Below are 23,637 nucleotides of genomic sequence, written 5' to 3' on the forward strand. Positions count from 1 at the left end.
AACCGCGGCCGAAGGGCCGGGGGCTGAGAGCCGGGGGGCCGGGGCTGGGGACTGGGGGCTAGGGGCAGAAGCCGCTCACGCTCGTCGACTCGCCGATCGTCAGCGCGCGGTCGGACATCCTGCCGGACCAGTCGAACGTCGCGCCCGAGGCGTGCACATCGATCCCCGTGACGGCCGAGCCGCCCCAGGCGTGGGCGAACGCGCCGCGCGCCGTCAGCTCACGGCAGGTGCCCGCCGCGGTCTCGAAGACGACGGCCGCGCGGCCGGTCGCGACGTTCATGTCGGAGCCGGACTTGCGCGGCTGGAGCAGGAACGCGACGCCGTACGGGCCCACTTCGGCGGCGTCCTCACGGCTGGCGTTGGGGAACCGGGAGGTGCTGCCGCTGTAGTGGACGACCTGGAGGATCGGGGTCACCGGCACGTTGAACCAGGTGGCCACGGACTGCGCGCCCGGCATCGGGTAGCCGGGCATGGTGTCCCACTTCCAGTCGACGATCGCGACCCAGCGCTCGCGGCCGTTGACGATGCCGATCACATGGACGTCCGGCGGGGACACGTACACGCCGTCGGCGGCCGGGAGAAGGGGATCGCTGACCATGATCAGGCAGCCGAGCCCGACCAGCGTCTCATCGGTGCTCAACGTGGCGCTGCTCAGCGTCTCCGGGGCCGCGCCGGCGGCCGGGATGTCGGGTCCGCAGCCCTCGTCCCCGGCCCGCGCGGGCGGGCCGACCGAGGCCGCCAGAGTGAGGACGGCCGCGAGGCTGAGAGCCGCCGTTGATCTGCGCCGCACCGCCGCCTCCAGAGATCCGCTTCCCCAGCCCCCCGCCGGGAATGGCGTCGCATACTAGCAGGCCGCCGGGCGGCGTCAGCGACGGGCCGCCGAGGGATCGAAGCCGAACGGGAGCTCAAGTCGGTGACGCTTCAACAGCTCGTCGTTGGACAGGAGTTCGTGCGTCGGGCCATCGGCGGCGAGCACGCCCTCGCTGAGGATGACCGACCGCGGGCACAACTCCAGCGCGTACGGCAGGTCATGGGTGACCATGAGGACCGTGAGGTCCAACGAGAGCAGGATGTCGGCCAGTTCCCGGCGGGCGGCCGGGTCCAGGTTGGCCGAGGGCTCGTCGAGCACCAGGATCTCCGGGTCCATGGCGAGCACAGTGGCGACGGCGACCCGCCGCCGCTGCCCGAACGAGAGGTGGTGCGGCGGCCGGTCGGCGAAGCCGACCATGCCGACGCGATCGAGCGCCCGCGTCACCCGGGCGTCCAACTCGGCACCGCGCACGCCCGCGTTGGCCGGGCCGAACGCCACGTCGTCCCGGACGGTCGGCATGAAGAGCTGGTCGTCGGGGTCCTGGAAGACGACGCCGACACGGCGGCGGATCTCCCCCATGGTGTCCGCGCGGACCGGCAGCCCGGCGACGTGGACGCTGCCCGCGCCGGCCGTGAGGATGCCGTTGAGGTGGAGCACGAGGGTCGTCTTACCCGCGCCGTTGGGGCCGAGGAGCGCGACGCGCTCGCCGCGCGCGAGGGTGAGGTCGACGCCGAACAGGGCCTGATGCCCGTCCGGGTAGGCGTAGGCGAGGCCGGCCACCGCGAGCACGGGGCTGTCGGCGGGCTGGGTCATAGGGTCCATCCCAGCACACAGGCCACGAGCGCCGTCGCGGGGAGGGCGGCGGCGCGGGCCCAGGTGGCGCGGCCGGCCGTGAGCCGGTCGATGACGGGCGCGGTCCCGGTGTATCCCCGGCTGAGCATGGCGAGATGGACGCGCTCGCCGCGCTCGTAGCAGCGGATGAACAGCGCGCCGGCGGTCTTGGCGAGCACGCCCCACTGCCGGACGCCGCGCGCGGTGAAGCCCCGCGATTCGCGGGCGACGCGCATCCGGCGCAGCTCGTCGGAGATCACGTCGGCGTAGCGGAGCATGAACGCGGCGATCTGCACCAGGAGCGGTGGCAGCCGCAGGCGCTGGAGCCCGAGGAGAACGTCGCGCAGCTCGGTGGTGGCGGCGAGCAGCACGGAGGCGGCGACGCCGATGGTGCCCTTGGCGAGGATGTTCCACGCGCTCCACAGCCCGGACTCGCTCAGCGAGAGCCCGAGCCAGGTGACCCGGGAGCCCTCGGCGAGGAACGGCAGGAGCAGCGCGAAGGTGACGAACGGCAGCTCGATGAGCATCCGCCGCAGGACGAAGCCCGGCGTGAGGCGCGCGGTCGCGGCGACGGCGGCGAGCAGCGCGGCGTGCGCGCCGAACGCCCAGACCGCCTCGCGGGGCGTGGCGACGACGACGAGGACGAAGCCGAAGACGGCGACGAGCTTGCAGTGCGCGGGCAGGGCGTGCACCGGGGAGTCACCGGGCCGGTAGAGACCCCGCGCCCCGGCGGGCACCCGCCGCTTGGTGGGAGCGGACAGAACGACGCGCCGGCCCGGGTCGGCGGAGGCGGGCCGGGACGTGGCGTCGGCCGACGACGCCCCCGAAGCGCTCACCGATCGGGCGGGCGGGACGTCCATGGCGGTCGTGGCGGCGCTCCCGCCCGGGAGCGCGGCCGGATCGTCGCGTGGCGGCACCCGGTCAGACCCTTTCCGGCTCGGGCCGGGGCTCGGCCCCGTGCTCGGGGGTGGGGGCCGGGACGGTGGTGCGGCGGCGGACCACGAGGAAGATCCCGGTGCCGGCGGCCAGGGTGAGGGCGACGCCCGCCGCGCCGGCCAGGCCGACCGAGAGGCGTTCGTCGTCGATGTCCTCGACGCCGTAGTCGGCCAGGGGTGAGTCGGCGAGGTCGTGTTCCTCCGCCCGCTCGGCTATGCCCTCGTCGGTGGCGACCCGCTCCAGGCCGTCCGGGGCGGCGGAGGCGTAGAAGCTGACGAACGCGGCGCAGACCAGCGTCACCGCGACGCCGGCCAGCCACAGCGGGCGCGGCGAACGACGCGGGGCCGCGGCCGGGGCCACCGCGACCGGCACGGCGGCGGGGGCGGGGGCGGGGGCGCCGCCGCCGCGGATCTCCAGGGCCGGGCGGACCAGGCCGGACGCGGCGCGCACCAGGTCGGGGCGGACGGCCAGCACGGCGCCGACCGTGGCCGTGGTGATCGCGGCCTCGCCGAGCCCGATCAGCAGGTGCACGCCCGTCATCGCGGCGAAGACCCGGCCCAGCGAGACGTCGGCCGTGCCGCCGATCGCGTAGAGGCCGGTGAACGCGATGGCGGAGCACGGCACCGAGAGGAACGCGGCGGTGAACGCGGCGATCCCGGCCGAGCGGCGACCGCGCGGCAGCACGCGCGCCAGGCCGTGGAAGACGGCGTGCGCGACGACGACGGTGACCACGCCCATGAGCGTGATGTTGGTGCCGAGCGCGGTGAGGCCGCCGTCGGCGAAGAGCAGGGCCTGTGTCAGCAGCACGACGGACAGGCAGAGCACGGCGGTGAACGGTCCGACCAGGATGGCGGCGAGCGCGCCGCCCAGCAGGTGTCCGCTGGTCCCGGCGCCCACCGGGAAGTTGAGCATCTGGACGGCGAAGACGAACGCGGCGACCAGGCCGGCCAGCGGCGCGGCGCGCTCCTCCAGCTCGCGGCGGGCCCCGCGCAGCGAGATGGCGACCGCGGCGGCGGCGACCGCGCCGGTGGCCAACGAGACCGGTGCGTTGAGGAATCCGTCGGGGACGTGCATGGCGGTCTCGCTCTCCGTGGCACGGGGCGGTCAGTGGGTCAGTGGGGGGGCGCGGGCGCGGCGGGACCGCCCGGCGGCCACCACTCCTTGATAATAAAGCCCTGTTGCGAACTCCTTGCAAGAGCGTCCGTCACACATCTGATGACGGAATGAAGATACGAAGATGTGTCGAAGCCCGGCACCGGGACGCCACGGGGGCTCCGGTGCCGGGCTTCGTCACAAGACCCGGTCAGCGCGAGGGACCGGTCAGCTCACGGAAGCGGGCTCCCGATCGCGCTTGACGGCGTCCCGGCCCTTGCCGTTGGCCTTCAGGTACTTCTCCAGCGAATCGCCCTCGACGTCCACGTTCGGCATGACGCGGTCGATCCACTTCGGCAGCCACCACGCCCGCTCGCCGATCAGGCCCATGACGGCCGGAACGATCGTCATCCGGACCACGAAGGCGTCCAGCAGAACGGCGACGGCCAGACCGAAGCCGATCATCTTGACCATGGAGTCGTCGGTCGGGATCGCGAAGCCCGCGAAGACGCTGATCATGATGATGGCGGCGGCCGTGACCACCCGGGCGTTCAGGTTGAAGCCCGTGACCACCGACTGGTGGGCGTCCTCGCCGTGCACATGCGCCTCGCGCATGCGGGTCACGAGGAAGACCTCGTAGTCCATGGCGAGACCGAAGATCACGCCGACCATGAAGATCGGCATCATGCTCATGATCGGGCCGGTCTCCTCGACCCCGATGAGCCCGGCACCCCAGCCCCACTGGAAGACCGCCACCACCGCGCCGAGCGCGGCCAGGACGGACAGCAGGAAGCCGAGGGCGGCCTTCAGCGGCACCACGATCGAACGGAAGACCAGGATCAGCAGGAGGAACGCCAGGCCGACCACCAGGGCCAGGTACGGCACCAGCGCGTCGGTCATCACCTGCGAGAAGTCGATGTTGATCGCGGCGGCGCCGGTGACCAGGATGTCCGTGCCGGTGTCCGACTCCAGTCCGGGCACGACGACGTCGCGCAGGTGGTGGACCAGGTCGGCGGTGTCGTGGTCGGAGGGGCCGGTGGACGGGAAGACGAGCACCGTCGCCATCGTGCCGTCGCTGTTGAACATGGCGGGCGCCGTGCCCACGATGCCCTCGGTGCCGTCCAGCTCCGCCGACACGGTGTCGGCGGCACTGGCCAGGTCCGTGCCGTCCCCGGCCTCCAGCGACAGCATGAGCGGGCCGTTGAAGCCCGGGCCGAAGCCCTCGCTCAGCATGTCGTACGCCTTGCGCTGCGTGGACTCCTCGGGCTGGGTGCCGTCGTCCGGCAGGCCCAGCTCCATCCCGGCGACCGGCGCGGCGAGCACGCCCAGGCCGATGATCGAGACCGCCAGCACGAGGGCCGGACGGCGCAGTATCCCGCGGGCGTAGCGCACGCCGCGGTTCTCCTTGCCGTTCTTCGTCAGGCCGGTGGGGACGCCGGTCCCCGGGTTGGCCTGGCGGACCCGGCGGCCGAAGATGCGCTTGCCGGTGAGGGCCAGCGCGGCGGGGACCAGGGTCAGCGCGATGAGGACGGCCAGCGCCACGGTGGCGGCGGCGGCCAGACCCATCTTGGTCAGCAGCGGGACGTTGACGATCGCCAGACCGCCCAGCGCGATGACGACCGTGAGGCCCGCGAAGACGACCGCGGAACCGGCGGTGCCCACGGCACGGCCGACCGCCTCGTCGCGCTCGTGCCCCTCGATCAGCTCCGCCCGGTACCGGGAGACGATGAACAGCGCGTAGTCGATGCCGACCGCCAGGCCGATCATGCTGGCCAGGATGCCGGTGGTCTCGGTCAGGTCGAAGACCGTGCTCAGCGCGGTGATGCCCAGCGTGCCGGCCATCACGCCGATGAAGGCCGTGATGACGGGCAGCCCGGCGGCGATCAGCGAGCCGAAGGTGATGAAGAGGACCACCAGGGCGACGCCCAGGCCGATCATCTCGGCGGCGCTGCCCATCTCCTCCTCGCCGAGGGCCACCTGACCGCCGGCCTCGACGGTCATCCCCGCGTCACGGCCGGTTTCGAGGGCGGCCATGAGCTGCTCGTGCATCTCATCGGTGATGTCGCCGAAGCCCGCGTCGTAGTCCACCGTCGCGTAGGCGATGGTCCCGTCTTCGCTGACATTGGCGTTGTCGTCGGCGTAGGGGTCGGTGACGCCGACCACCTTGTCGCCGGACTCCAGCTCGGCGAGCACGGAGCGCACGGCCTCCGCGTACTGCGCGCCGGCGATGTCCTGACCTTCGGGGACCTCGAAGACGACGGTGCTTTCGAGCGCGTCCGCGTTCGCTTCGGGGAACTCCTCCTCCATCAGGTCGAGGGCTTCTTGCGACTCGGTGCCGGGCAGTGCGAAGTCTTCCGCTACCGCCCCGCTGGACGAGGCCGCGCCGGCGCCGATGCCGAAGAGCAGCGCCACCCACAGCAGCACCACCCACCAGCGGCGTCTGAAGCACAGGCGGCCGAGTTTGTACAGAAACGTAGCCACGGGGCAGGTTCTCCTGTCCGGGTGTCGTGGATCAACAAAGCAAAGAGCAGAAAAGAGGTGTCAGCTCATGGCACGAGACGCGCCACCAGCACCGCAGGATGAGCGGACAGGGCCAAATGTGACCCAGATCACACCCGCCGCCTCTTTGTGACTTGCCGGGGCTATCGGCGAACCGAAGCATGGAACCGTGAGCGACGAATCCAACTCATCCGCCGTCCCCCCGAAACAATCCGAGGAGTGTGACGGATATCTGCGTTTCCCGCATCTTCATGGTGAACTGCTGTGTTTTGTCGCCGAGGACGATCTCTGGCTGGCACCGCTGCCCACCGCCGACCGTGACGTCCCACGGGCCTGGCGGCTCACGGCCGATCGTACCCGGGTCGGTCCGCCGCGCTTTTCCCCGGACGGGCGCCACATCGCGTTCACCAGCTGGCGGACGCTGGATCCGGAGATTCACCTCGCCCCGGTGGACGGCGGCCCGGTCCGCCAGCTCAGCCACTGGGGTTCCTACGACACCAGGGTCTGCGGCTGGACACCGGACGACGGCCCCGGCGTCAGCCGCGTCCTGGCCGTGGGGTCGCACAATCAGCCGTTCTCGCACTTCACCTGGGCCTACACGGTGCCGGTCGAGGGCGGTCCCGGCGAGCAGCTCCCGTGGGGGCCGGTGGCCGACATCGCGGTCAACGGCTGCGGCGGCGAGCGGCGCACGCTGCTGCTGACCGGGAAGGCGCCGCACGAGCCGGCCGACTGGAAGCGCTACCGCGGTGGCGCGATGGGCAAGCTGTGGCTGCACGGGCAGCGGCTGCTGCCGGACCTGAAGGGCCACCTCGACAGCCCGATGTTCGTCGGTGACCGGATCGCCTTCCTTTCCGACCACGAGGGAGTGGGGAACCTCTATTCCTGCCGCCCGGACGGTTCGGAGCTGTGGCGGCACAGCGATCACGACGCCTTCTACGCCCGGCACGCCGCGACGGACGGGCGGCGGGTGATCTACCAGTGCGGCGGGGATCTGTGGCTCGCGGAGAACCTCGCGCCCGGTTCCGTCCCCCGTCGGCTCAACGTGCGGCTCGGCGGGCCGCGCACCGGCCGCCGCCCGTACCAGGTGCGGACCTCGGGCACCATCGACGCGCTCACCGTGGACGCCACCGGCCGGGCCAGCGCGCTGAGCGTGCGGGGCGCGCTGTACTGGCTCACCCACCGCGACGGGCCGGCGCGTGCCCTCGCCGCCACGCCGGGCGTGCGGGTGCGGTCGCCGGAGATGCTCGGGGACACCGGGCGGATCGCGTACGTCACGGACGCGGCGGGCGAGGACAGCATCGAGATCGCCTACCTGCCCCGGGCCAGCGGCGGACAGGACCCGCGCCGGCTCGGGCTGTCCCCCGGGGCGCTGGGCCGGGTGCTGGAGCTGACCGCGTCGCCGGACGGCCAGACGCTGGCGGTGGCCACGCACGACGGACGGCTGCTCGTCATCGGCGTGCCGGAGACCCCGGCGCTGCCGGAGGACGAGCCGGAGGACGGGCCGGAGGACGAGCCGGGGGGCGAGCCGGAGGAGGCGGCCGGAGAGGGAGAGGCCGAGGAGACCGAGGGGCCTGAAGAGGAGACCCGGGAGACCGAGGGGGCCGGGGAAGCCGGGGAAGCCGGGGAGACCCGGCAGACCGAGGGGGCCGGGGACGGTGCGGTGTCCGCCGAGGGTGAGGTCCGGGAGCTGATCCGGTCGGTGAACGGGCCGGTGCGGGATCTCGCGTTCTCGCCCGACTCCGCCTGGCTGACCTGGGCGCACCCGGGCATCGGGCGGTCGCTCAGCCAGATCAAGATCGCGCGCCTGACGTCCGCCGAACCGGTGATCCTCGATGTCACGGACGGCCGTTTCGAGGACGAGGAGCCGGTGTTCACCCGGGACGGCCGGTATCTGGCGTTCTTGTCCTGGCGCGGCTTCGACCCGGTCTACGACGTGCACACCGGCGACCTGTCGTTCCCGCTGGGCTGCCGGCCGTATCTGGTCCCGCTCTCCTCCGCGACCCGCTCACCGTTCGCCATCACGCCCGAGGGCCGGCCGGCGGCCGGCGGGCTGGATCCGGCCGACACGGGCGGGGAGGAGGGCGCGGTGCTGGTGGAGGCCGAGGGGCTGAGCAGCCGCGTGACGCCGTTCCCGGTGGCGGCCTCGAAGTACTCCTCGCTCCAACCGGTCAGCGGTGGCGGCCTGGTGTGGCTGCGCTGGCCGATCTCGGGCGCGCTGGGCGAGACGTTCGTCAATCCCGACGACACCTCGGGGAAGCCGACGCTGGAGCACTTCGACCTGGCCAAGGCCAAACGGACCGAACTCACCGACGACGTGGACTGGTTCGCGCCCAGCGGTGACGGGACGCGGCTGGTGGTGTGCGAGGACGAGAACCTGCGGGCGGTGCCGGCCGCCGAGAGCGGCGACAGCGACTCGACGGTCCATGTCGACCTGCGGCGGATCGTGCATGTCGCGGACCCGGCCGCCGAGTGGCGGCAGGCGTTCGACGAGGCGGGCCGGATCGTCCGGGACTACTTCTGGGAGCCGGGGATGTGCGGCGTGGACTGGCCGACGGTGCTCGCCCAGTACCGGCCGCTGGTCGAACGGGTCGCCAGCCCCGACGAGTTCGCCGATCTGCTCTGGGAAACGCTGGGCGAGCTGGGCACGTCGCACGCCTACGTGTACTCCGCGCGCCGCGACGAGGGCCCGCCGCACTATCAGCGGGCGCAGGGCCTGCTGGGCGTCAACTTCGCCCGCACCAAGGACCGTTCCTGGCAGGTCGCGCGGGTGCTGCCGGGTGACTCCTCGGACACCAAAGCGCGATCTCCGCTGGCCGGCAGCGGCGTTCGCGAGGGCGCGGTACTGACGCACGTCGGCGGGCGGCCCGTTGACCCGGACGCCGGGCCATGGCCGCTGCTGGCGGGCACCGGGGGCACCAGCGTGGAGCTGACGTTCGCCGAGGAGGACGGGCGGCGGCGCCGGATCGCGGTGGTGCCGCTGGTGGACGACCGGCCGCTGCGCTACCAGGACTGGGTGACCAGGCGGCGCGAGGTGGTGCGGGAGCTGAGCGAGGGCCGGTGCGGGTATGTGCACATCCCGGATATGGGTGGCTCGGGGTGGGCCCAGTTCAACCGGGACCTGCGGATGGAGTTCTCGCGCGAGGCACTGATCGTGGACGTGCGCGGCAACGCGGGCGGGCACATCAGCGAGCTGGTGATCGAGAAGCTGAGCCGCACGATCATGGGCTGGGACCTCACCCGCAACGCGCAGCCCGTCAGCTACACGTCGAACGCGCCGCGCGGGCCGGTCGTCGCGGTGGCCGACGAGGCGACGTCGTCCGACGGGGACATGATCACAGCGGCCTTCCGGGTGCTCGGCCTCGGGCCCGTGGTCGGCTGCCGCACCTGGGGCGGGGTGGTCGGGATCACCGGGAACCACCGGCTCGTGGACGGCTCGCGCATCACCGTTCCGATGAACGCCGCCTGGTTCGACGCCTACGGGTGGGACGTGGAGAACCACGGCGTGGCGCCCGACATCGAGACGCTGCGCTCGCCCGTGGACTGGGCGGAGGGCCGCCCGGCGGTGCTGGAGACGGCGGTGCGGGTGGCCGTCGATCTGCTGGAGAAGCACCCGGCGTCCTCGCCGCCCGGGTACCGCGACATCCCGGACCGCTCCCGTCCGCCGCTGCCGCCGCGCACGGCGACCTAGCGCGGAAAGTCCGGAATGCGAAGAACGCGGGGCCGTGCCACGCTGGTCACGGCCCACGTGGCCCACCCGGCCGAGGCGGCCCACCCGGCCGACACGGCTCACCGGTCTCACACGTCAGGAGTGCACATGGGCATGGCAGACCAGTTCAGGGAGAAGGCCCAGGAGCTTCAGGAGCGCGCCCGGGACGCCATGAGCAACAAGGGCGACCAGAAGGAGAAGGGACAGAGCCCCGACGAGATGAAGAAGCGGGGCAAGGAGGCCGGCCAGAAGGCCATGGACCGGGCCAAGCAGCGCCGCGAGAACGACTGAGTCCGACCCCGCGGCGGGGCGCGTCCGAACGCGGGCGCGCCCCCTCCGCGTTCCGTGCTCCGATGAGCTTTTGCTCACCCGGCGGTCAGTCCTCATGAAAAGCGGTCAGTCCTCATGAAGCGGGAAACGAGAGCACACCAGGAGAAGCGATGGTCGGCGACGAGCCGTTGACGACGGATCTGGACGAGCGGTACAGCGAGCCGGGGGCGGCGGCGACGCCCTGGGCGGAGGCGGTCGAGCGGCTGACGACGGCGGAGGTGTTCTGGCTGTCCACCGTCCTGCCGGACGGCGGCCCGCACGTCACGCCCCTGCTGTCCGTCTGGCTGGACGGCGCGCCGCACTTCACGACGGGCGCCGGGGAGCGGAAGGCGCGGAATCTGGAGGCGAGTGGGCGGGTCGCGCTGACCACCGGGACGGACACCCTCGGGCACGGCCTGGACATCGTGGTGCGGGGCAGCGCCCGGCGGGTGACGGACCACACGACGCTGACGGCCGTCGCGAAGGCGTACCTGGCGAAGTACGGCGAGGAGTGGTCGTTCACCGCGCGCGACGCCGCCCTGCACCTCGCCGAGGGGGGCGCGGTCCTCGCGTTCCGGATCGAGCCGGAAACAGTCTTCGGGTTCCGTAAGGGCACCTACAGCCAGACTCGTTGGCGTTTTTGAACCAGATGTCAGTAGGGGTCGTTATGCTCCGAAAGCATGGAGAGCCGGCGACTGCTGGGGTTGATCGCCGAGGCGTCCAGTGATGACGCCTCGGTCAGGGAGACGGCGCGCGGCGAGCTGATCGCCCTGGGCGCCACGGCGGTGGGGCCGCTGCTCGCCGCCCTGTGGGACGACGAGGCGCCCGTCGCCTGGTCGGACGCGGCGTGGCTGCTGCGCAAGATCGGGCAGCCCGCCCTCGATCCGCTGGCGGACGCCATCTCCGCCGCCCCGACGCCGACGGCGCTGCGGCGCGCCCGGTGGGCGTTCACCGGTCTGGACGTGCCGGGCCTCGGGGTCTATGCCGCGGCGCTGCGGCATCCGCATCCGCAGGTCAGGCAGAGCGCGGCGTTCGTCTTCCAGGGCCGTGGCCGGGACGCGCTGTCCGAGGCGCACCTGCTGTTGCCGTTGCTGGCCGATCCCGTCCCCGAGGTCCGGGAGGGCGCGGTGTGGGCGTTGCGCGAGGTCGGCCCCGGGGTGGTGCCGCTGCTGCACGCGGTGCGGCGCGGCCGGTGGCCGGGGTTCGCGCGCTCGCGCGCGGGCGCGCTGGAGGTGCTGGCGGCGGTGGGCGGTCCGGCGGCGCTGGACGAGACGGACCTGGCGGCGGTGCGGCGGCTGATCAGCGTCAAGTCGCGGAGCGAGATCCCCGAGCCGATGCACACGTGCGGGCCCTGGTTCGCGCTGCCGACCAGCGATCAGGAGGCCGTGCTCGACGCCTTCGGGCTGACCGATCCGGTGCCGGTGACGATGCGTCTGGGCGCCTCCGCGTGGTGCCACGACCTGCACACGGGAAACGGGCCGCGCGCGCGGCACGGCACCTGCGCGCGGGTGTATGTCAGCCCGGTGCTGGACGGGTGGACGCTGGTGTTCGGCATCCCGTCCGGGGACGCCCACCCGGCCGACGGGCGGCCCCTGGGGCACCGGGTCCGCCGCCGGTGCGCGGCGCTCAGCCGGCGTTTCGGGGTGACCCACTGGTACGGCATGCGGTGCGGCGACGAGTGGACCGCCTGGTGTTTCGGGGAGCGCGGCAAGGTCGTCCGGTTCTACGACGCGGCCGAGCCGGAGGCCGAGATCGGGACCGAGCACCCGGCGGAGGCGAGGTGCTGGCTGCCGTACGAGAGCGAGTTCTCCCGTCGCCTGCTGGAGGGCATCGACGCGGCGGACGCCGAGGCGTTCCTCGCCTGCTACGAGCAGATCCGGCGAGAGCTGTGGCTGCCGGGGCAGCGCACCGCCGTGGAGGTCGCCGGGCAGGCGTCGGTCGATCCGGCGTCGATCGGGCCGCAGACACGGGTGACGGGCCGGGCGGTGCTCGCGCTCACCGCGTGCGGCCGGGAGCACGGGCACCCACGCGGCGCGCTGTGCGTATGAGCGGCGCGGGTGAGCGGCCCCCGCCCGGGCCGGGGCCGGGCCGTGGCCGGACGCGGGTGAGCCGGACGAGCCCGCGCGGGTGAGCCGGACGAGCCCGCGCGGGTGAGCAACACCGGCCCAGCGGCGCGGGCCAGCGGCGCGGGCCGAGCAACACCGGCCCAGCGACACGGGCCGAGCGACGCCGGCCGAGCAACACAGGCCCAGCAACACAGGCCCAGCGACGCCGGCCGAGCAACACAGGCCCAGCAGACACGGGTGAGCAACGCGGGCCCAGCAACACAGGCCCGGCGGCGCCGGCCCGGCGCGGTGCCCGGGCGGGGGGCGGGCCGGGCGCGGGTTCGCCGTCCGGACCGTTCAGTGTCCGGTCTTCTCCCGCTCGGCCGCCTCGCCGCCGGCGCCGACGAGGCCACGCCGGGACAGCTCGGAGAACCGGGGCATGAGGCGCCGGATCTCGCGCTGCCCGAAGTACCCGCCGATGACGGACGGTAGGTAGCCGCGCAGCGGCACCACGCCGCGCACCCAGGGCTGGGCGTAGACGTGGACCGAGCGGCGCTCGATCCCCGACACGATCCGCTCGACGGCCGGGTCCAGCGGGTAGGTGCGGTTGGCCGGCCAGGGCAGCCGCTTGCGCATGTCCCGCATCACCGCGTCCTCGTCCGCGCCGCGCACCATGTCGGTGTCGGTCCAGGTCAGGTACGCGACGCCGACCCGCACGCCCAGCGGCCCGACCTCGGGCCGCAGGCTGTGGGCGAACGCCTCGACGCCCGACTTGGAGGCGCAGTAGGCGCTCATCATCGGCGCCGGGGTCATCGCGGCGAAGGAGGCGACCTGGAGGAAGTACCCCCGGCTGTCCTTCAGCGCGGGCAGGAACGCGCGGCAGGTGACGGCGGAGCCGATGAGATTGACCTCGATGACCCGCCGCCAGGTGGCGTCGTCGGAGTCGATGAACGGACCGCCCGTCGCGACACCCGCGTTGGCGACCACGACATCGACCTTGCCGAAGCGGTCTGCCACCTGGCCGGCGACCTCGGCCATGGCCGCCGCGTCGGTGATGTCGGCGTGCCAGTACGCGGACTCGCCGGTCAGCGACTCGCTGACGTCCTTCAGCGCGGTCGGCTCCAGACCGACCAGGGCGACCTTCGCGCCCCGGGCGGACAGCTTCCTGGTCAGCGACTCCCCGATGCCCCGGGCGGCGCCGGTGACGACGACGACCTGTCCGACCAGACTTCTCCGGTTGCTCACAGTGCCTCTCCGCTCTCTTCTCCGCTCGCGCGGCGGCACGCGGCCATCGTTGGCGTGTACGGCCCGGCAGCCGCGCGGGCGTCGCTCACAGGTATTCCTTGGCCAGGCCGCGGATCGTCTCGGCGACCTTGTCCGTGGCCTCTATCGGGGTCATGTGGCCTATGCCGGGCAGCTCGGCGAACTCCTTGAGGTTCGGCAGCCGGCCGGCCATGCGGTGGGCGTGCACGACCGGGGTGAGCCGGTCGGCGGTGCCGTGGATGATCGTGACGGGGATGTCGAGGCGGCCCAGGCTCTCGGAGATGTTGAGCTCGTAGAGCACTCCGCCCCACTCGGCGCGCGCCTTGCGCGGCGCGGCGACGACGATGCGGGCCACCTCGGTGCGCTGCTCGGCGGTGGCGCCCTTGCCCATCGTGATGTAGCGGATGACCGCCTTGGTGACCGGCGTGACCGGTCCGTAGGAGAGCTTGGTGGTGAGGAAGGTCCGGCTGCCCCGCTTGCGCAGGCTGCCCGGCCGCAGCGGCAGCGCGGTCGCCTCGCCGGCCAGCCGGTCGGTGCCGGTGCTGCACAGCACGGCGGCGACGGCCCGGTCGCGGAACTCGGGGCGGTCCGCGGCGGCGACTATGGTCATCGCGCCCATGGAGTGGCCGGCGATGACGGCGCGCCGACCCGGCCTGAGGGTGGCGTCCAGCACGGCGGCCAGGTCGTCGACGAGCGCCGCGGTGCCGTTCGCGCCCGGGGTGGCGGGCGTCCGGCCGTGGCCGCGCTGATCGTAGAGGACCACGCGGTAGTCGGGGACGAGGTGGCGCAACACCGGGTACCAGAACGTGGTGTTACAGGTCCAGCCGTGGGCGAGCACCACGGTCGGCGCCTCCTCCGGGCCGAAGATCTCGGTGTGCAGACGGGCGCCGCCCGTGGAGGTCACGGTCAGCTCGCTGGCGGTCGGTTCAGGCATGGCGCAGCACCTCGTATTCGTTGAGCTCGACGTTTTGGGTGACGCGGCGGAACTCGCCGGTGGTACCGGGCCACACCGTGCTGTTGCGGCCGTTGGGACCCAGGTACCAGCTGTCGCAGCCGCCGGTGTTCCACACCGAACGGCTCAGCCGGCGCTGCATCTCGTCGTCCCAGGCGCTGACCGCCTCGGGGCGCGCGGCCAGGGCCGCCCGGCCGGGCTCGCCGAGGGAGTCCAGCTTGGTCATGAAGTCGGCCAGGTAGTTGAGCTGGGCCTCGATGATCAGGATCATCGAGCTGTTGCCCAGGCCGGTGTTGGGACCGATGATCGTCAGGAGGTTGGGGAATCCGGTGGTGGTCGTGCCGCGCAGCCCGACCATTCCGCCCTGCCACTCCTCGGCAAGCGTGGTGCCGCGACTGCCCTTGACCCGGCTGGCGATCGGCATGTCGGTGACCTGGAACCCGGTGCCGAAGACGATCACGTCGGCCTCGGTCTCCCGGCCGTCGGCGGAGATCAGCGTGGAGCCGCGTATCTCGCGCAGCCCGGCGTCGACGACGTCGACGTGCGGCCTGGCGAGCGCCGGGTACCAGTCGTTGGAGAGCAGGATGCGCTTGCAGCCGACGCGGTAGTCGGGGGTGAGCCGGCGCCGCAGCGCGGGGTCCTTGATGGCGCGCCGCATGTTGAGCTTGCCGACCACCTCGACAGGGCGCATCAGGTCGGGCCGCTTGGCGAACGCGCCGACCTGCAACTCCCGGAGGCCCCAAAGAACTTGGCGGCGCATGGTGCGGGTGACCGGCAGCTTGTCGTGCAGCCACCTCTCCACGCCGGTGATCTTCCGGTCGGCCCGGGGCAGAACCCAGGGCGCGGTGCGCTGGAAGACCGTGAGGTGCTCGACCTCCTTGACGATCTCGGGCACGAACTGGATCGCCGAGGCACCGGTGCCGACGACGGCGACGCGCTTGCCGCGCAGCGAGTAGTCGTGGTCCCAGCGGGCGGAGTGGAAGACGTGCCCGGGGAACTGGTCGAGCCCGGGGATGTCCGGCAGCCTGGGGTCGGACAGCGGCCCGCAGGCGGAGACGACGACGTCGGCGGTGTAGGTGCCGCTCGCCGACTCGACGACCCAGTGCAGCTCCTCGTCGTCCCAGCGGGCCGACTCGACCTCGGAGTTGAACCGGATGTGCGGGCGCAGGCCGAAGGTGTCGGTCACCCACTCCAGGTAGGCCCGGATGTGCGGCTGGCCCGAGAAGTTCCGCGGCCACCGCGCGTTGGGCGCGAAGGAGAACGAGTAGAGGTGGGACGGCACGTCGCAGGCACAGCCCGGGTACGTGTTGTCCCGCCAGGCGCCGCCGACCGATTCCGCCCTCTCCAGTACGACGAAATCCGTGATGCCCATACGGCGCAGCCGCGCGGCGGCGCCGAGCCCGCCGAATCCCGCGCCGATCACCGCCACTCTCACATGCATGCCAGCCTCCCGAAACCGACCCGATCCAAAGCCGTTAACCCTGCCAGCGTTCACTGGCATGATTGGAGAGTAGAGGAGAAGCCTACTCATGGGTAGGGGGTAGGCACTCCTAAACTGCGGGTGTGGGAATACAGGGAGAAGGCACGGAGAGATCCGCCGACCGGCCGCGCGAGTACCGCGCCGCCGAGCTGGCCGAGGCGGCCGGGATCACCGTCCGGACCCTGCGGTTCTACCAGGAGCGCAAGCTCTTCTCGCCGCCCCGCCGGGAGGGCCGGATCGTCTGGTACGACGAACACCACCTGGCCCGCATCCGGACCATCACCGAGCTGCTCGCGCGCGGTCACACGCTGGGCGGGATCGCCGAGCTGATCTCCGCGTTCTCCGCCGGCCGGGACGCGGGGCAGGCCGCCGAACTGCTGGGCCTGTCCGAACCCCACCCCTGGAGCGAGGAGGAGCCGGTCCGGCTGACCCCCGAGGACCTGGCCGCGTACTACGGCAGCGAGTCGGACGCGGACAACCTGGCCGCCGCGCTGGACATCGGCTATATCGCGGTGGACGGCGACGAGATCGTGCACCTCAGCCGGGACCTGCTGGAGTCGTCCTCGGCCATGGTCCGCGAGGGCATCCCGCTGTCGGCCATCCTCCGGGTGGGCCACGAGCTGCGCGACCAAGTGGACACGGCGGCCGAGGCGTTCACCGAGCTGATGCGGCGGCACGTGCTGCCGGAGGCGCTCGGGCCGGCCGCCGGGGCGGACGGGCCCGTGTCCGAGGAGGACATGAAACGGCTCGGCGAGACGCTGGGCCGGCTGCGCCCGCTGGTGAAGAAGGCGGTGTACGCGGAGATCTCGCTCGCCTTCGACCGGAAGCTACGCGCGGAGCTGCACCTTTCGGAGCCGGCCGAGGACGGGTGAGAACGGCTCAGGCGCCGGCCGCCGGGCCGACGGCCTGATCGGGGGCCTGGCCGGGAGCCTGGCCGGCGGCCTGATCGGGAGCCTGATCGGGAGCCTGATCGGGAGCCTGGCCAGGGGTCTGGCCGACGGCCTGATCGGGAGCCTGGCCAGGGGTCTGGCCGACGGCCTGGTCTGGGGCCTGACCGAGGGTCTGGTCTGGGGCCTGACCGGAAGGAGACTCGGGGACGGACCCCGGATCGGGGCCGTCCACCGCCTGGGGGCGGTCCCGGTTCATGGACATCAGACCGCGCAACCCGTCCCTCAGGACCTCGACTTCGAGCGGGCCGAGCAGGGCGCGCTGGATGAGGAAGCCCTGGGCGCAGGCCAGCAGGACGCGGGCCACGTGCGCGGGCGGCACGTCGGCGCGCATCAGGCCCTTCTCCTGGTACGACGCCACGACCTTGGCCCACGAATCCGCCATGGCCATCAGGGCGCCGTGCAGGATGCCGGCGAGCCGGGGGTCGCGGAACGTCTCGGACCACACCTGGATCACCAGCGGCGGCGGGAAGAGCAGCATGTCGTCCACCCGGCGCAGCGCCTCCGCGATGATCTCGTCGGGCCACGCCGGGCGTGACCCGGCGAGGGCGTCGTCGAACGCGCCCCTGACGGTGGTCAGCACCTCGTTCGCCAGGGCGGCGATGATCGCCTCCTTGCTCGGGAAGTACCGGTAGACAGCGCCTGCGGATAGGCCGGTCTCCTTGAAGATGTCCTGCATCGACGTGCCGTGGAAGCCGTCGCGGGCGAAGCAGCGAGCGGCGCCCTGGATGATCTGGCGTCTTCGGGCTTCGAGGTGTTCCTGGGAAACGCGGGCCATGGAGCGGAGCGTAAAACGAACGTTCTCTCTTGACAAGGGAGGGCCGCGGGAGCACGGTGGTCAAGAGATAAAACGAACGATCCTTCTCTTTGACCGGCATCAATCTCCGGAGGTCAAGTCCCGTCATGTCCATTCTTCGCCACTCGTCGTCCGCCCGCACGGCGGCGCCGCGGTCGGCACCGGCGCCGGCTCCGACCCCCGAGGCGGCGCCCGAGCCCGGGCGGGCCGCGCGCCCCTCTGGGCTTCCGCCGACCCGCGCCATGGCCATCGTGATGCTGGCGATCCCGGCGTTCGTGGCGTTCGCCCTGTGGGCCTTCGCCTGGCCGGCCGCGCGGAGCGCGCCCAACGACCTGCCGGTCGGCGTCGCGGGTCCGCCCGCCGCGGCCGAGCAGGTCGCCGGCCATCTGCGCGCCGAGGACGGCGCGTTCGACGTGCACGTCTACCCGGACGCGGGCGCCGCCCGGGCTGCCATCGAGGACCGCGACATCTACGGCGCGTTCGTCGTCGGGGAGTCCGGCGACACCGAGCTGCTCACGGCGCGGGCGGCGAGCGCGGCGGTGGCCGACCTGCTGGCGCACGTCGCCGAGGAGGCCGCGCCGGAGGGCGCCACGGTCCCGGTGACGGACGTCGTGCCCCCCTCGGCGGGCGACCCGCGCGGCTCGGTGTTCAACACCACGATGCTGCCCCTGGCCCTGGCCGGGATCGCCGTCGGCGCGATCGTCACCCTGACGGGACTGCGCGGCGGCCGGGCTGTCGCGGCCGTGATCGGCGCCGCCCTGCTGGCCGGCCTCGGAGGTGCCCTGATCGGGCACAGCTGGCTGGGGATCTTCGAAGGTTCCTGGCTGGAGGTGGCCGGGGTCCTGGCGCTGATCGCGCTGGCCGGAAGCGCCACGGTGGCCGGCGCGGCGGCCCTGATCGGCCCGCCCGGGATCGGCCTCGGCGCGCTGTTCGTGATGCTGCTGGGCAACCCATGGTCCGGCGCGGGCTCGGCCCCCGAGATGCTGCCCGACCCGGTCGGCACGATCGGCCAGTACCTCCCGACCGGCGCCGGCGCGACGGCGCTCCGCTCGGTGGCGTACTTCGACGGAGCGGGCGCCGCCCTCGCCTTCACCGTGCTGGCGACCTGGACCGTGCTCGGCCTGACCTCCCTGGCCCTGCGCGGCCGCGGCAAGCCCCAACCAGCCAACTGACACACCGCGGCGGTCGGTGCCACCCCCCTCGGGCACCGACCGCCGCCCACCCCGCCACCCACCGGGCGCCGCACCCGCCGCACCCGCCGCACCCGGCAAGCGATACGGAACGGCTCCGCCACCGACCGGACGGGACGCGCGAAGCGACCGATCCGCTCACACCGAGGCCGGAGCCGCCTCGGTACGAGACGGAGCGATGCCAGGCCGGCGGCAACCGCCGGGAGGCGGGCCGGCCCCGGCCGCACCCCGGAGGGTGAGCGGGCTACGGGCGCGGCACGACGACGATCTGCCGCTCGTCCTTGTAGACCCCCGGCCCGGATCGGCCGAGCGGACGCACTCGACGGGCACCCCGTGCGCGGCCAGGATCGCCAGACAGCCGTCGACGCGCTCGATCAGATGGGTGGCGGTCACCTTGAACCAGGCGACCGCGCCCGGGTTCACCTCGGGGTCGTAGACGGCCGGATCCACCGTGGACGGGTCGCGGTACGCGGCGTCGTACCAGTCGTTGTTGGCCCGCCGGAACCGCTCCTGCTCCTCGCTCAGCACGCCCTTCCGGGCCAGGCCGTTGACGAGACCCGAAGACGCCGGTGCGCACCCCCCGTTGATGCGGCACCGGGCTCTGGAAACGTATGTACTCGCCCACCGCGCCAGGGTGCCGCCTACAGCGCGTTGGCGCGGGTGATCTCCGCGTACCAGCGTCCGCTGTCCTTCAACGTCCGCCGCTGCGTCTCGAAATCGACGTGCACCAGGCCGAACCGCTGCGCATACCCGTGCGACCACTCGAAGTTGTCCAGCAGCGACCACACGAAGAAGCCCCGCACGTCGACGCCCTCGGCCAACGCCCTGTGCGCGGCGGCGATATGGCTCTCCAGGTACGCCCGCCGCCGCTCGTCGTGCACCCGGCCCTCCGGCGTGACCCGGTCCTCGAACGCGGCGCCGTTCTCCGTCACGTACAGCGGCAGCGGCCCGTACTCCCGCCACACCCGCGTCAGCGTCCGGTACAGGCCGTCCGGGGCGATCTCCCAGCCGAGCCCGGTTTCCGGCAGACCACGCCCGACGCTCTCGACACCGGCCGCGCCCACCCACGGCGACGGCCCGCCGGACCCGGGGGCGTCGCCCCGCCGCACCACCAGGCGCGTGTAGTAGTTGACGCCCAGGAAGTCCAACGGGGCGCTGATGACGGCGAGATCGCCGTCGCGCACGTGCTCGCCGCCGATGACGTCCGCCACGTCCGCGAGCACATCGGCCGGATAGGCGCCGCGCAGCAGCGGGTCGAGGAAGATGCGGTTCATCAGCCCGTCGACCCGGCGGGCCGCGTCCCGGTCGGCCTCGCTGTCCGGCGTGGCGGCCTCCACCGGGGCCAGGTTGAGCGTCACGCCGACCTGCTCGGCCCCCTGCTCCCGCAGCGCACGGGCGGCGAGGCCGTGCCCGAGCATCAGGTGATGGGCGGCGCGCACGGCCGCCGCGCCGTCGGTGCGGCCGGGCGCGTGGACCCCGGCCGCATAGCCGAGGAAGGCGGAGCACCACGGCTCGTTGAGCGTCGTCCAGTGCCGCACCCGGTCGCCGAGCCGCTGGTGGACGAGAGCCGCGTACGCGGCGAAGTGCTCGGCGGTCTCGCGGCGCGGCCAGCCGCCCGCGTCCTCCAGGGACTGCGGCAGATCCCAGTGGTAAAGCGTTACCCAGGGTTGGATGCCGTGGCCGAGCAGGCTGTCCAGCAGGCGGCTGTAGAAGTCCAGGCCGGCGCCGTTGAGCAGCCCGTAGCCGTCGGGCTGGAGGCGCGGCCAGGCGAGCGAGAAGCGGTAGTGCGTCACGCCGAGATCGGCCAGCAGGGAGACGTCCTCGGGGTAGCGGTGGTAGTGGTCGTCGGCCAGATCGCCGGTCTGGTCGCGGTGGATCCTGCCCGGCGTGTGGGAGAAGGTGTCCCAGATGGAGGGCAGCCGCCCGTCGGCGCGCACGGCGCCCTCGATCTGATAGCTGGAGGTCGCCGCTCCCCAGACGAACTCCTCGGGGAACCGGGCCGTGCTCGGGTCGTGGCTGTGGGGATCTGTCATGTCATCGCCACCCTGGGTGATGAGCGGATCAACCCGTCGAGCGTAAGACAGATCCCGGGGACCCGCCGCCCGGCGCGCGCTCAGCGGTGCGGGCGCTCAGCGGGCGGGCGGGCTCAGTGATAACGATCAGCGGTGGGGCTCAGTAGTGGGCCTCAGTAGTGGGGTGGGCGGTAGTTCTCCGCCTTGTCGAGGATCGCCGTGAAGCGCTCCCACTGTGCCGCCGCCTCCGCCGTGGGCCCCACGGTGAAGTCCTCCGGATCCAGGAAGTCCAGTCGCTCGCGCGTGGCCGGGTCCAGGTCCCGCCACGCGGCCTCATCCTGCGGTGACCGAGCCACAGTCGTCGCACACCCAGTTGCCGTTGTTAAGCCTGCGGCCCTCACTCGACCCGCATGATGGACACTCCACAGGGCTGCCCCCTCACGCATCCCTAGCTGTGGGGCACCGACTGTAGCGTGCGCCGACCGGGCACGGCAGCCCCCGCCGCGCCGACGGGACGGTACCCGGGGCGCGGCGGGGGGGGCGGCGGCGGCTCAGCCCACGCGGGTGAGGCGGTCGGCGAAGCCGGGCTCGCCGAGATCCTCGGCCAGCGCGACCGGCACGGTCACCCGGTCGGGGCCGCCTCCCACGGTGAGGACACCGACCTGGGTGCCGGCGTCGGCGGAGCCGGGCAGGCCGCCCTCGCCCGTCGACAGCTCCATCTCCACCTCCAGACCGGCCCAGCCGACCGCCTGGACGTCCTCGGTGGCCACGACCGGTGTCCGGCCGCCGAGCCCGTCGTCCACATACCCGACGACATCCCCTTCGCTCAGTACGGTCTCGTCTCTCAACTCCCCCTGCCCGAACCGGATCAGCGCGTCGCTGGCGGTCAGCGCACCGGTCAGGATGGAATTGTCCGAGGGATGCGGCGGCTGGTCGAGCACGGCCCCGATGATCAGCTGCCGGGTGCCGCCGACCTCCTGTTCGGCGGCGAACAGCAGGTTGCCGCCCGCGGCCGAGGTGGTGCCGGTCTTGATGCCGATGACGCCGTTGACCGGGACCAGATGGTTCCAGTTGCCGTGGACGTCACCGTTACTGTCCTCATAGCTGGGCATGGCCACGATGGCGCGGAACACCGGGTCGTCCATCGCCGCCTTGGCCAGGATCACTTGATCCTCGGCGGTGGAGACGGTGTCCTCGTTCAGGCCGCTGGGGTCGGTGTAGGTGGTGTTCTCCATGCCCAGCTCGGCGGCGGTCTCGTTCATCTCGGCGACGAAGTCCTCCTCCGAACCCGCGTCCCAACGCGCCAGCAGGCGCGCCACGTTGTTCGCGGACGCGATCAGTATCGCTTGCAGCGCCTCGCGTTGGGTGATCGATCCCCCGGCCTCCACCTCGACGGTCGACTCGCCGTCGTCACTCAACGCTGCCTCGTCCTCGGCCAGTTGGTCGACCGGAACGCTCTCGCCGTCGCCATCCTCGGCCATCGGGTGGTTCTCCAGGATGACGTAGGCCGTCATCACCTTGGCCACGGACGCGATGGGCACGGGCTCCTGCTCACCGGAGGAGCCGAACGTGCCCAGCCCCTCGACATCGAGCACCGCCTGCCCTGAGTCCGGCCAGGGCGCGGTCGGCGACTCGCCGTCGAACGTGTAGGTCTGAGTGGCCGTCATCTCCAACGTTGGCTCGGGCAACGGGCGAAGCGACTGGGCGATGACGAACGCGACCACGAGCAGGACGACCAGCGGAGTCCAGATTTTGACACGGCGTCCGAATGTCCGCAGCGGAGTCGGCGGCGGCGCGGGCCGGTTGGTCAGCTGGGCCAGCAGGTCGAGCGGATCGCGCTGCGCGTCCGGCACGGGCGGCGCCGCGACTGGCTTCGGCGGGGCGGCGGGAGGCTCGACGGCGGGCGGCAACGGCAGCACACCGGTCGGCTGTTCGACGTCCTTGGCCTTGGCGCCCACCGGCGACGGAATCAGGCCGGCCGAGTCGCCCCCGCCGCCCACCGGCTTCTTGTCCTCCGGCTCGTCCTCCGGCTCCTCGGCGGGCACCCGCAGCGACGTCGTCCCCCGGTCACCGGCCGGAACGTCGTCCTCCGCGTCCTCGGCGTCCTCCGGCTCGCCCACCCCATCCTCGGCGGGCACCCGCAGCGACGTCGTCCCCCGGTCACCGGCCGGAACGTCATCCTCCGGCTCCTCGGCGGGCACCCGCAGCGACGTCGTCCCCCGGTCACCCGCCCTGTCCGGAGCCTCCGGCAACCGCAACACACTCGTCGCGTCATCACCAGCCGGAACGTCGTCCTCCGCGTCCTCGACGTCCTCCGGCTCGCCCACCCCATCCTCGGCGGGCACCCGCAGCGACGTCGTCCCCCGGTCACCCGCCCTGTCCGGAGCCTCCGGCAACCGCAACACACTCGTCGCGTCATCACCAGCCGGAACGTCGTCCTCCGCGTCCTCGACGTCCTCCGGCTCGCCCTCCGGCTCCTCGGCGGGCACCCGCAGCGACGTCGTCCCCCGGTCACCCGCCCTGTCCGGGGCGTCCGGCAACCGCAACACACTCGTCGCGTCATCACCGGCCGGAACGTCGTCCCCCGGCGCGGGCGGCTCGCCGGCGCTGGACCGGTCGGTCTGGTCCGGAATCCGCATCGCCATCCTTCTTGGGTCCACAGGCCGTTCCGGCGTCTCCGACGCCCCCTCCCCGTCCTCGCCGCCCGCTGCTTCCTCGTCCCCGGGAACCTTCGCGCCCTGGGGAACCCTTCCGGGGTTCCCAGGCGT

18 protein-coding genes and 2 pseudogenes are annotated in these 23,637 nt (G+C 72.8%); 6 read left to right on the plus strand and 14 right to left on the minus strand.

Going from position 1 to position 23,637, the window contains the following annotated elements; all coding sequences use genetic code 11:
- Positions 1-58 precede the first annotated feature (58 nt).
- The 5 genes from OIE51_RS10610 to OIE51_RS10630 all read right to left on the minus strand — a co-directional run bounded on the left by OIE51_RS10610 (position 59) and on the right by OIE51_RS10630 (position 6,151).
- Positions 59-790: a hypothetical protein gene (locus OIE51_RS10610; protein ID WP_326597221.1), complete on the minus strand. Its 732-nt coding sequence runs from the start codon at positions 788-790 to the stop codon at positions 59-61.
- Between the two features lie 75 nt (positions 791-865).
- Complete coding sequence (locus OIE51_RS10615) at positions 866-1,624, minus strand: energy-coupling factor ABC transporter ATP-binding protein (RefSeq protein ID WP_326597222.1); 759 nt, start codon at positions 1,622-1,624, stop codon at positions 866-868.
- On the minus strand, positions 1,621-2,379 hold the full coding sequence (cbiQ, locus tag OIE51_RS10620) for a cobalt ECF transporter T component CbiQ (RefSeq protein WP_326600591.1): 759 nt from the start codon (positions 2,377-2,379) through the stop codon (positions 1,621-1,623). Before cbiQ ends, OIE51_RS10615 begins: the two co-directional genes overlap by 4 nt.
- Positions 2,380-2,563: 184 nt before the next feature.
- Positions 2,564-3,652, minus strand: a complete 1,089-nt coding sequence (locus OIE51_RS10625) for an energy-coupling factor ABC transporter permease (RefSeq protein WP_326597223.1) — start codon at positions 3,650-3,652, stop codon at positions 2,564-2,566.
- Positions 3,653-3,898: 246 nt separating this feature from the next.
- Positions 3,899-6,151, minus strand: a complete 2,253-nt coding sequence (locus OIE51_RS10630) for an MMPL family transporter (protein WP_326597224.1) — start codon at positions 6,149-6,151, stop codon at positions 3,899-3,901.
- A gap of 187 nt (positions 6,152-6,338) precedes the next feature.
- On the opposite strand from OIE51_RS10630, the gene OIE51_RS10635 reads away from it, so the two are divergent.
- From OIE51_RS10635 to OIE51_RS10650, 4 genes are all read left to right on the plus strand, one after another.
- A complete protein-coding gene (locus OIE51_RS10635; RefSeq protein ID WP_326597225.1) occupies positions 6,339-9,857 on the plus strand; it encodes a S41 family peptidase in 3,519 nt (1,172 codons plus the stop codon).
- A 132-nt stretch (positions 9,858-9,989) separates the two neighbouring features.
- Positions 9,990-10,166: a hypothetical protein gene (locus OIE51_RS10640; RefSeq protein WP_326597227.1), complete on the plus strand. Its 177-nt coding sequence runs from the start codon at positions 9,990-9,992 to the stop codon at positions 10,164-10,166.
- A 149-nt stretch (positions 10,167-10,315) separates the two neighbouring features.
- A complete protein-coding gene (locus tag OIE51_RS10645; RefSeq protein ID WP_326597228.1) occupies positions 10,316-10,828 on the plus strand; it encodes a pyridoxamine 5'-phosphate oxidase family protein in 513 nt (170 codons plus the stop codon).
- A gap of 36 nt (positions 10,829-10,864) precedes the next feature.
- On the plus strand, positions 10,865-12,232 hold the full coding sequence (locus tag OIE51_RS10650) for a HEAT repeat domain-containing protein (RefSeq protein ID WP_326597230.1): 1,368 nt from the start codon (positions 10,865-10,867) through the stop codon (positions 12,230-12,232).
- 354 nt (positions 12,233-12,586) lie between these two features.
- Here OIE51_RS10650 and OIE51_RS10655 read toward each other — a convergent pair whose 3' ends face one another.
- The 3 genes from OIE51_RS10655 to OIE51_RS10665 form a co-directional block, all read right to left on the minus strand.
- Positions 12,587-13,474, minus strand: a complete 888-nt coding sequence (locus OIE51_RS10655; protein WP_326597231.1) for an SDR family oxidoreductase — start codon at positions 13,472-13,474, stop codon at positions 12,587-12,589.
- 85 nt (positions 13,475-13,559) lie between these two features.
- Entirely contained in the window at positions 13,560-14,426 is an 867-nt protein-coding gene (locus OIE51_RS10660; protein WP_326597232.1) for an alpha/beta fold hydrolase, read from the minus strand.
- Positions 14,419-15,885, minus strand: coding sequence for a flavin-containing monooxygenase (locus OIE51_RS10665; RefSeq protein WP_326597233.1), 1,467 nt, complete (start codon positions 15,883-15,885; stop codon positions 14,419-14,421). The genes OIE51_RS10660 and OIE51_RS10665 overlap by 8 nt, the downstream gene beginning before the upstream one ends.
- 122 nt (positions 15,886-16,007) lie before the next feature.
- On the opposite strand from OIE51_RS10665, the gene OIE51_RS10670 reads away from it, so the two are divergent.
- Positions 16,008-16,796, plus strand: coding sequence for a MerR family transcriptional regulator (locus OIE51_RS10670; RefSeq protein WP_326597235.1), 789 nt, complete (start codon positions 16,008-16,010; stop codon positions 16,794-16,796).
- A 268-nt stretch (positions 16,797-17,064) separates the two neighbouring features.
- Here the strand turns inward: OIE51_RS10670 and OIE51_RS10675 are convergent.
- Positions 17,065-17,649, minus strand: a pseudogene (locus OIE51_RS10675) (TetR/AcrR family transcriptional regulator); the annotation flags it as partial.
- A 260-nt stretch (positions 17,650-17,909) separates the two neighbouring features.
- Between OIE51_RS10675 and OIE51_RS10680 the strand changes: the two are divergent.
- Positions 17,910-18,839, plus strand: coding sequence for an ABC transporter permease (locus OIE51_RS10680; protein ID WP_326597236.1), 930 nt, complete (start codon positions 17,910-17,912; stop codon positions 18,837-18,839).
- A 262-nt stretch (positions 18,840-19,101) separates the two neighbouring features.
- On the opposite strand, the pseudogene OIE51_RS10685 reads toward OIE51_RS10680, so the two are convergent.
- The 5 genes and pseudogenes from OIE51_RS10685 to OIE51_RS10700 form a co-directional block, all read right to left on the minus strand.
- Positions 19,102-19,482 (minus strand): annotated as a pseudogene (locus tag OIE51_RS10685) (hypothetical protein).
- A gap of 16 nt (positions 19,483-19,498) precedes the next feature.
- A complete protein-coding gene (locus OIE51_RS10690; RefSeq protein WP_326597237.1) occupies positions 19,499-20,890 on the minus strand; it encodes a GH1 family beta-glucosidase in 1,392 nt (463 codons plus the stop codon).
- A 152-nt stretch (positions 20,891-21,042) separates the two neighbouring features.
- Positions 21,043-21,225: a hypothetical protein gene (locus OIE51_RS10695; protein ID WP_326597238.1), complete on the minus strand. Its 183-nt coding sequence runs from the start codon at positions 21,223-21,225 to the stop codon at positions 21,043-21,045.
- On the minus strand, positions 21,203-21,295 hold the full coding sequence (locus tag OIE51_RS26915) for a hypothetical protein (RefSeq protein WP_436747949.1): 93 nt from the start codon (positions 21,293-21,295) through the stop codon (positions 21,203-21,205). The genes OIE51_RS10695 and OIE51_RS26915 overlap by 23 nt, the downstream gene beginning before the upstream one ends.
- Positions 21,296-21,420: 125 nt before the next feature.
- Positions 21,421-23,508 (minus strand): D-alanyl-D-alanine carboxypeptidase, encoded by a 2,088-nt coding sequence (locus tag OIE51_RS10700; protein ID WP_326597240.1) that lies wholly within the window; start codon positions 23,506-23,508, stop codon positions 21,421-21,423.
- Between the last annotated feature and the right edge of the window lie 129 nt (positions 23,509-23,637).

It is taken from the genome of Streptomyces sp. NBC_01803, assembly GCF_035917415.1.
GTDB lineage: Bacteria > Actinomycetota > Actinomycetes > Streptomycetales > Streptomycetaceae > Streptomyces.

Excerpts from the sequence above, each read along its gene's own strand:
- OIE51_RS10615 (WP_326597222.1), bottom strand. The coding sequence starts at position 1,624 with ATGACCCAGCCCGCCGACAGCCCCGTGCTCGCGGTGGCCGGCCTCGCC.
- OIE51_RS10625 (WP_326597223.1), bottom strand. The coding sequence starts at position 3,652 with ATGCACGTCCCCGACGGATTCCTCAACGCACCGGTCTCGTTGGCCACC.
- OIE51_RS10640 (WP_326597227.1), top strand. The coding sequence starts at position 9,990 with ATGGCAGACCAGTTCAGGGAGAAGGCCCAGGAGCTTCAGGAGCGCGCC.
- OIE51_RS10645 (WP_326597228.1), top strand. The coding sequence starts at position 10,316 with ATGGTCGGCGACGAGCCGTTGACGACGGATCTGGACGAGCGGTACAGC.
- OIE51_RS10650 (WP_326597230.1), top strand. The coding sequence starts at position 10,865 with ATGGAGAGCCGGCGACTGCTGGGGTTGATCGCCGAGGCGTCCAGTGAT.
- OIE51_RS10660 (WP_326597232.1), bottom strand. The coding sequence starts at position 14,426 with ATGCCTGAACCGACCGCCAGCGAGCTGACCGTGACCTCCACGGGCGGC.
- OIE51_RS10665 (WP_326597233.1), bottom strand. The coding sequence starts at position 15,885 with ATGCATGTGAGAGTGGCGGTGATCGGCGCGGGATTCGGCGGGCTCGGC.
- OIE51_RS10680 (WP_326597236.1), top strand. The coding sequence starts at position 17,910 with ATGGCCATCGTGATGCTGGCGATCCCGGCGTTCGTGGCGTTCGCCCTG.
- OIE51_RS10690 (WP_326597237.1), bottom strand. The coding sequence starts at position 20,890 with ATGACAGATCCCCACAGCCACGACCCGAGCACGGCCCGGTTCCCCGAG.
- OIE51_RS10700 (WP_326597240.1), bottom strand. The coding sequence starts at position 23,508 with ATGCGGATTCCGGACCAGACCGACCGGTCCAGCGCCGGCGAGCCGCCC.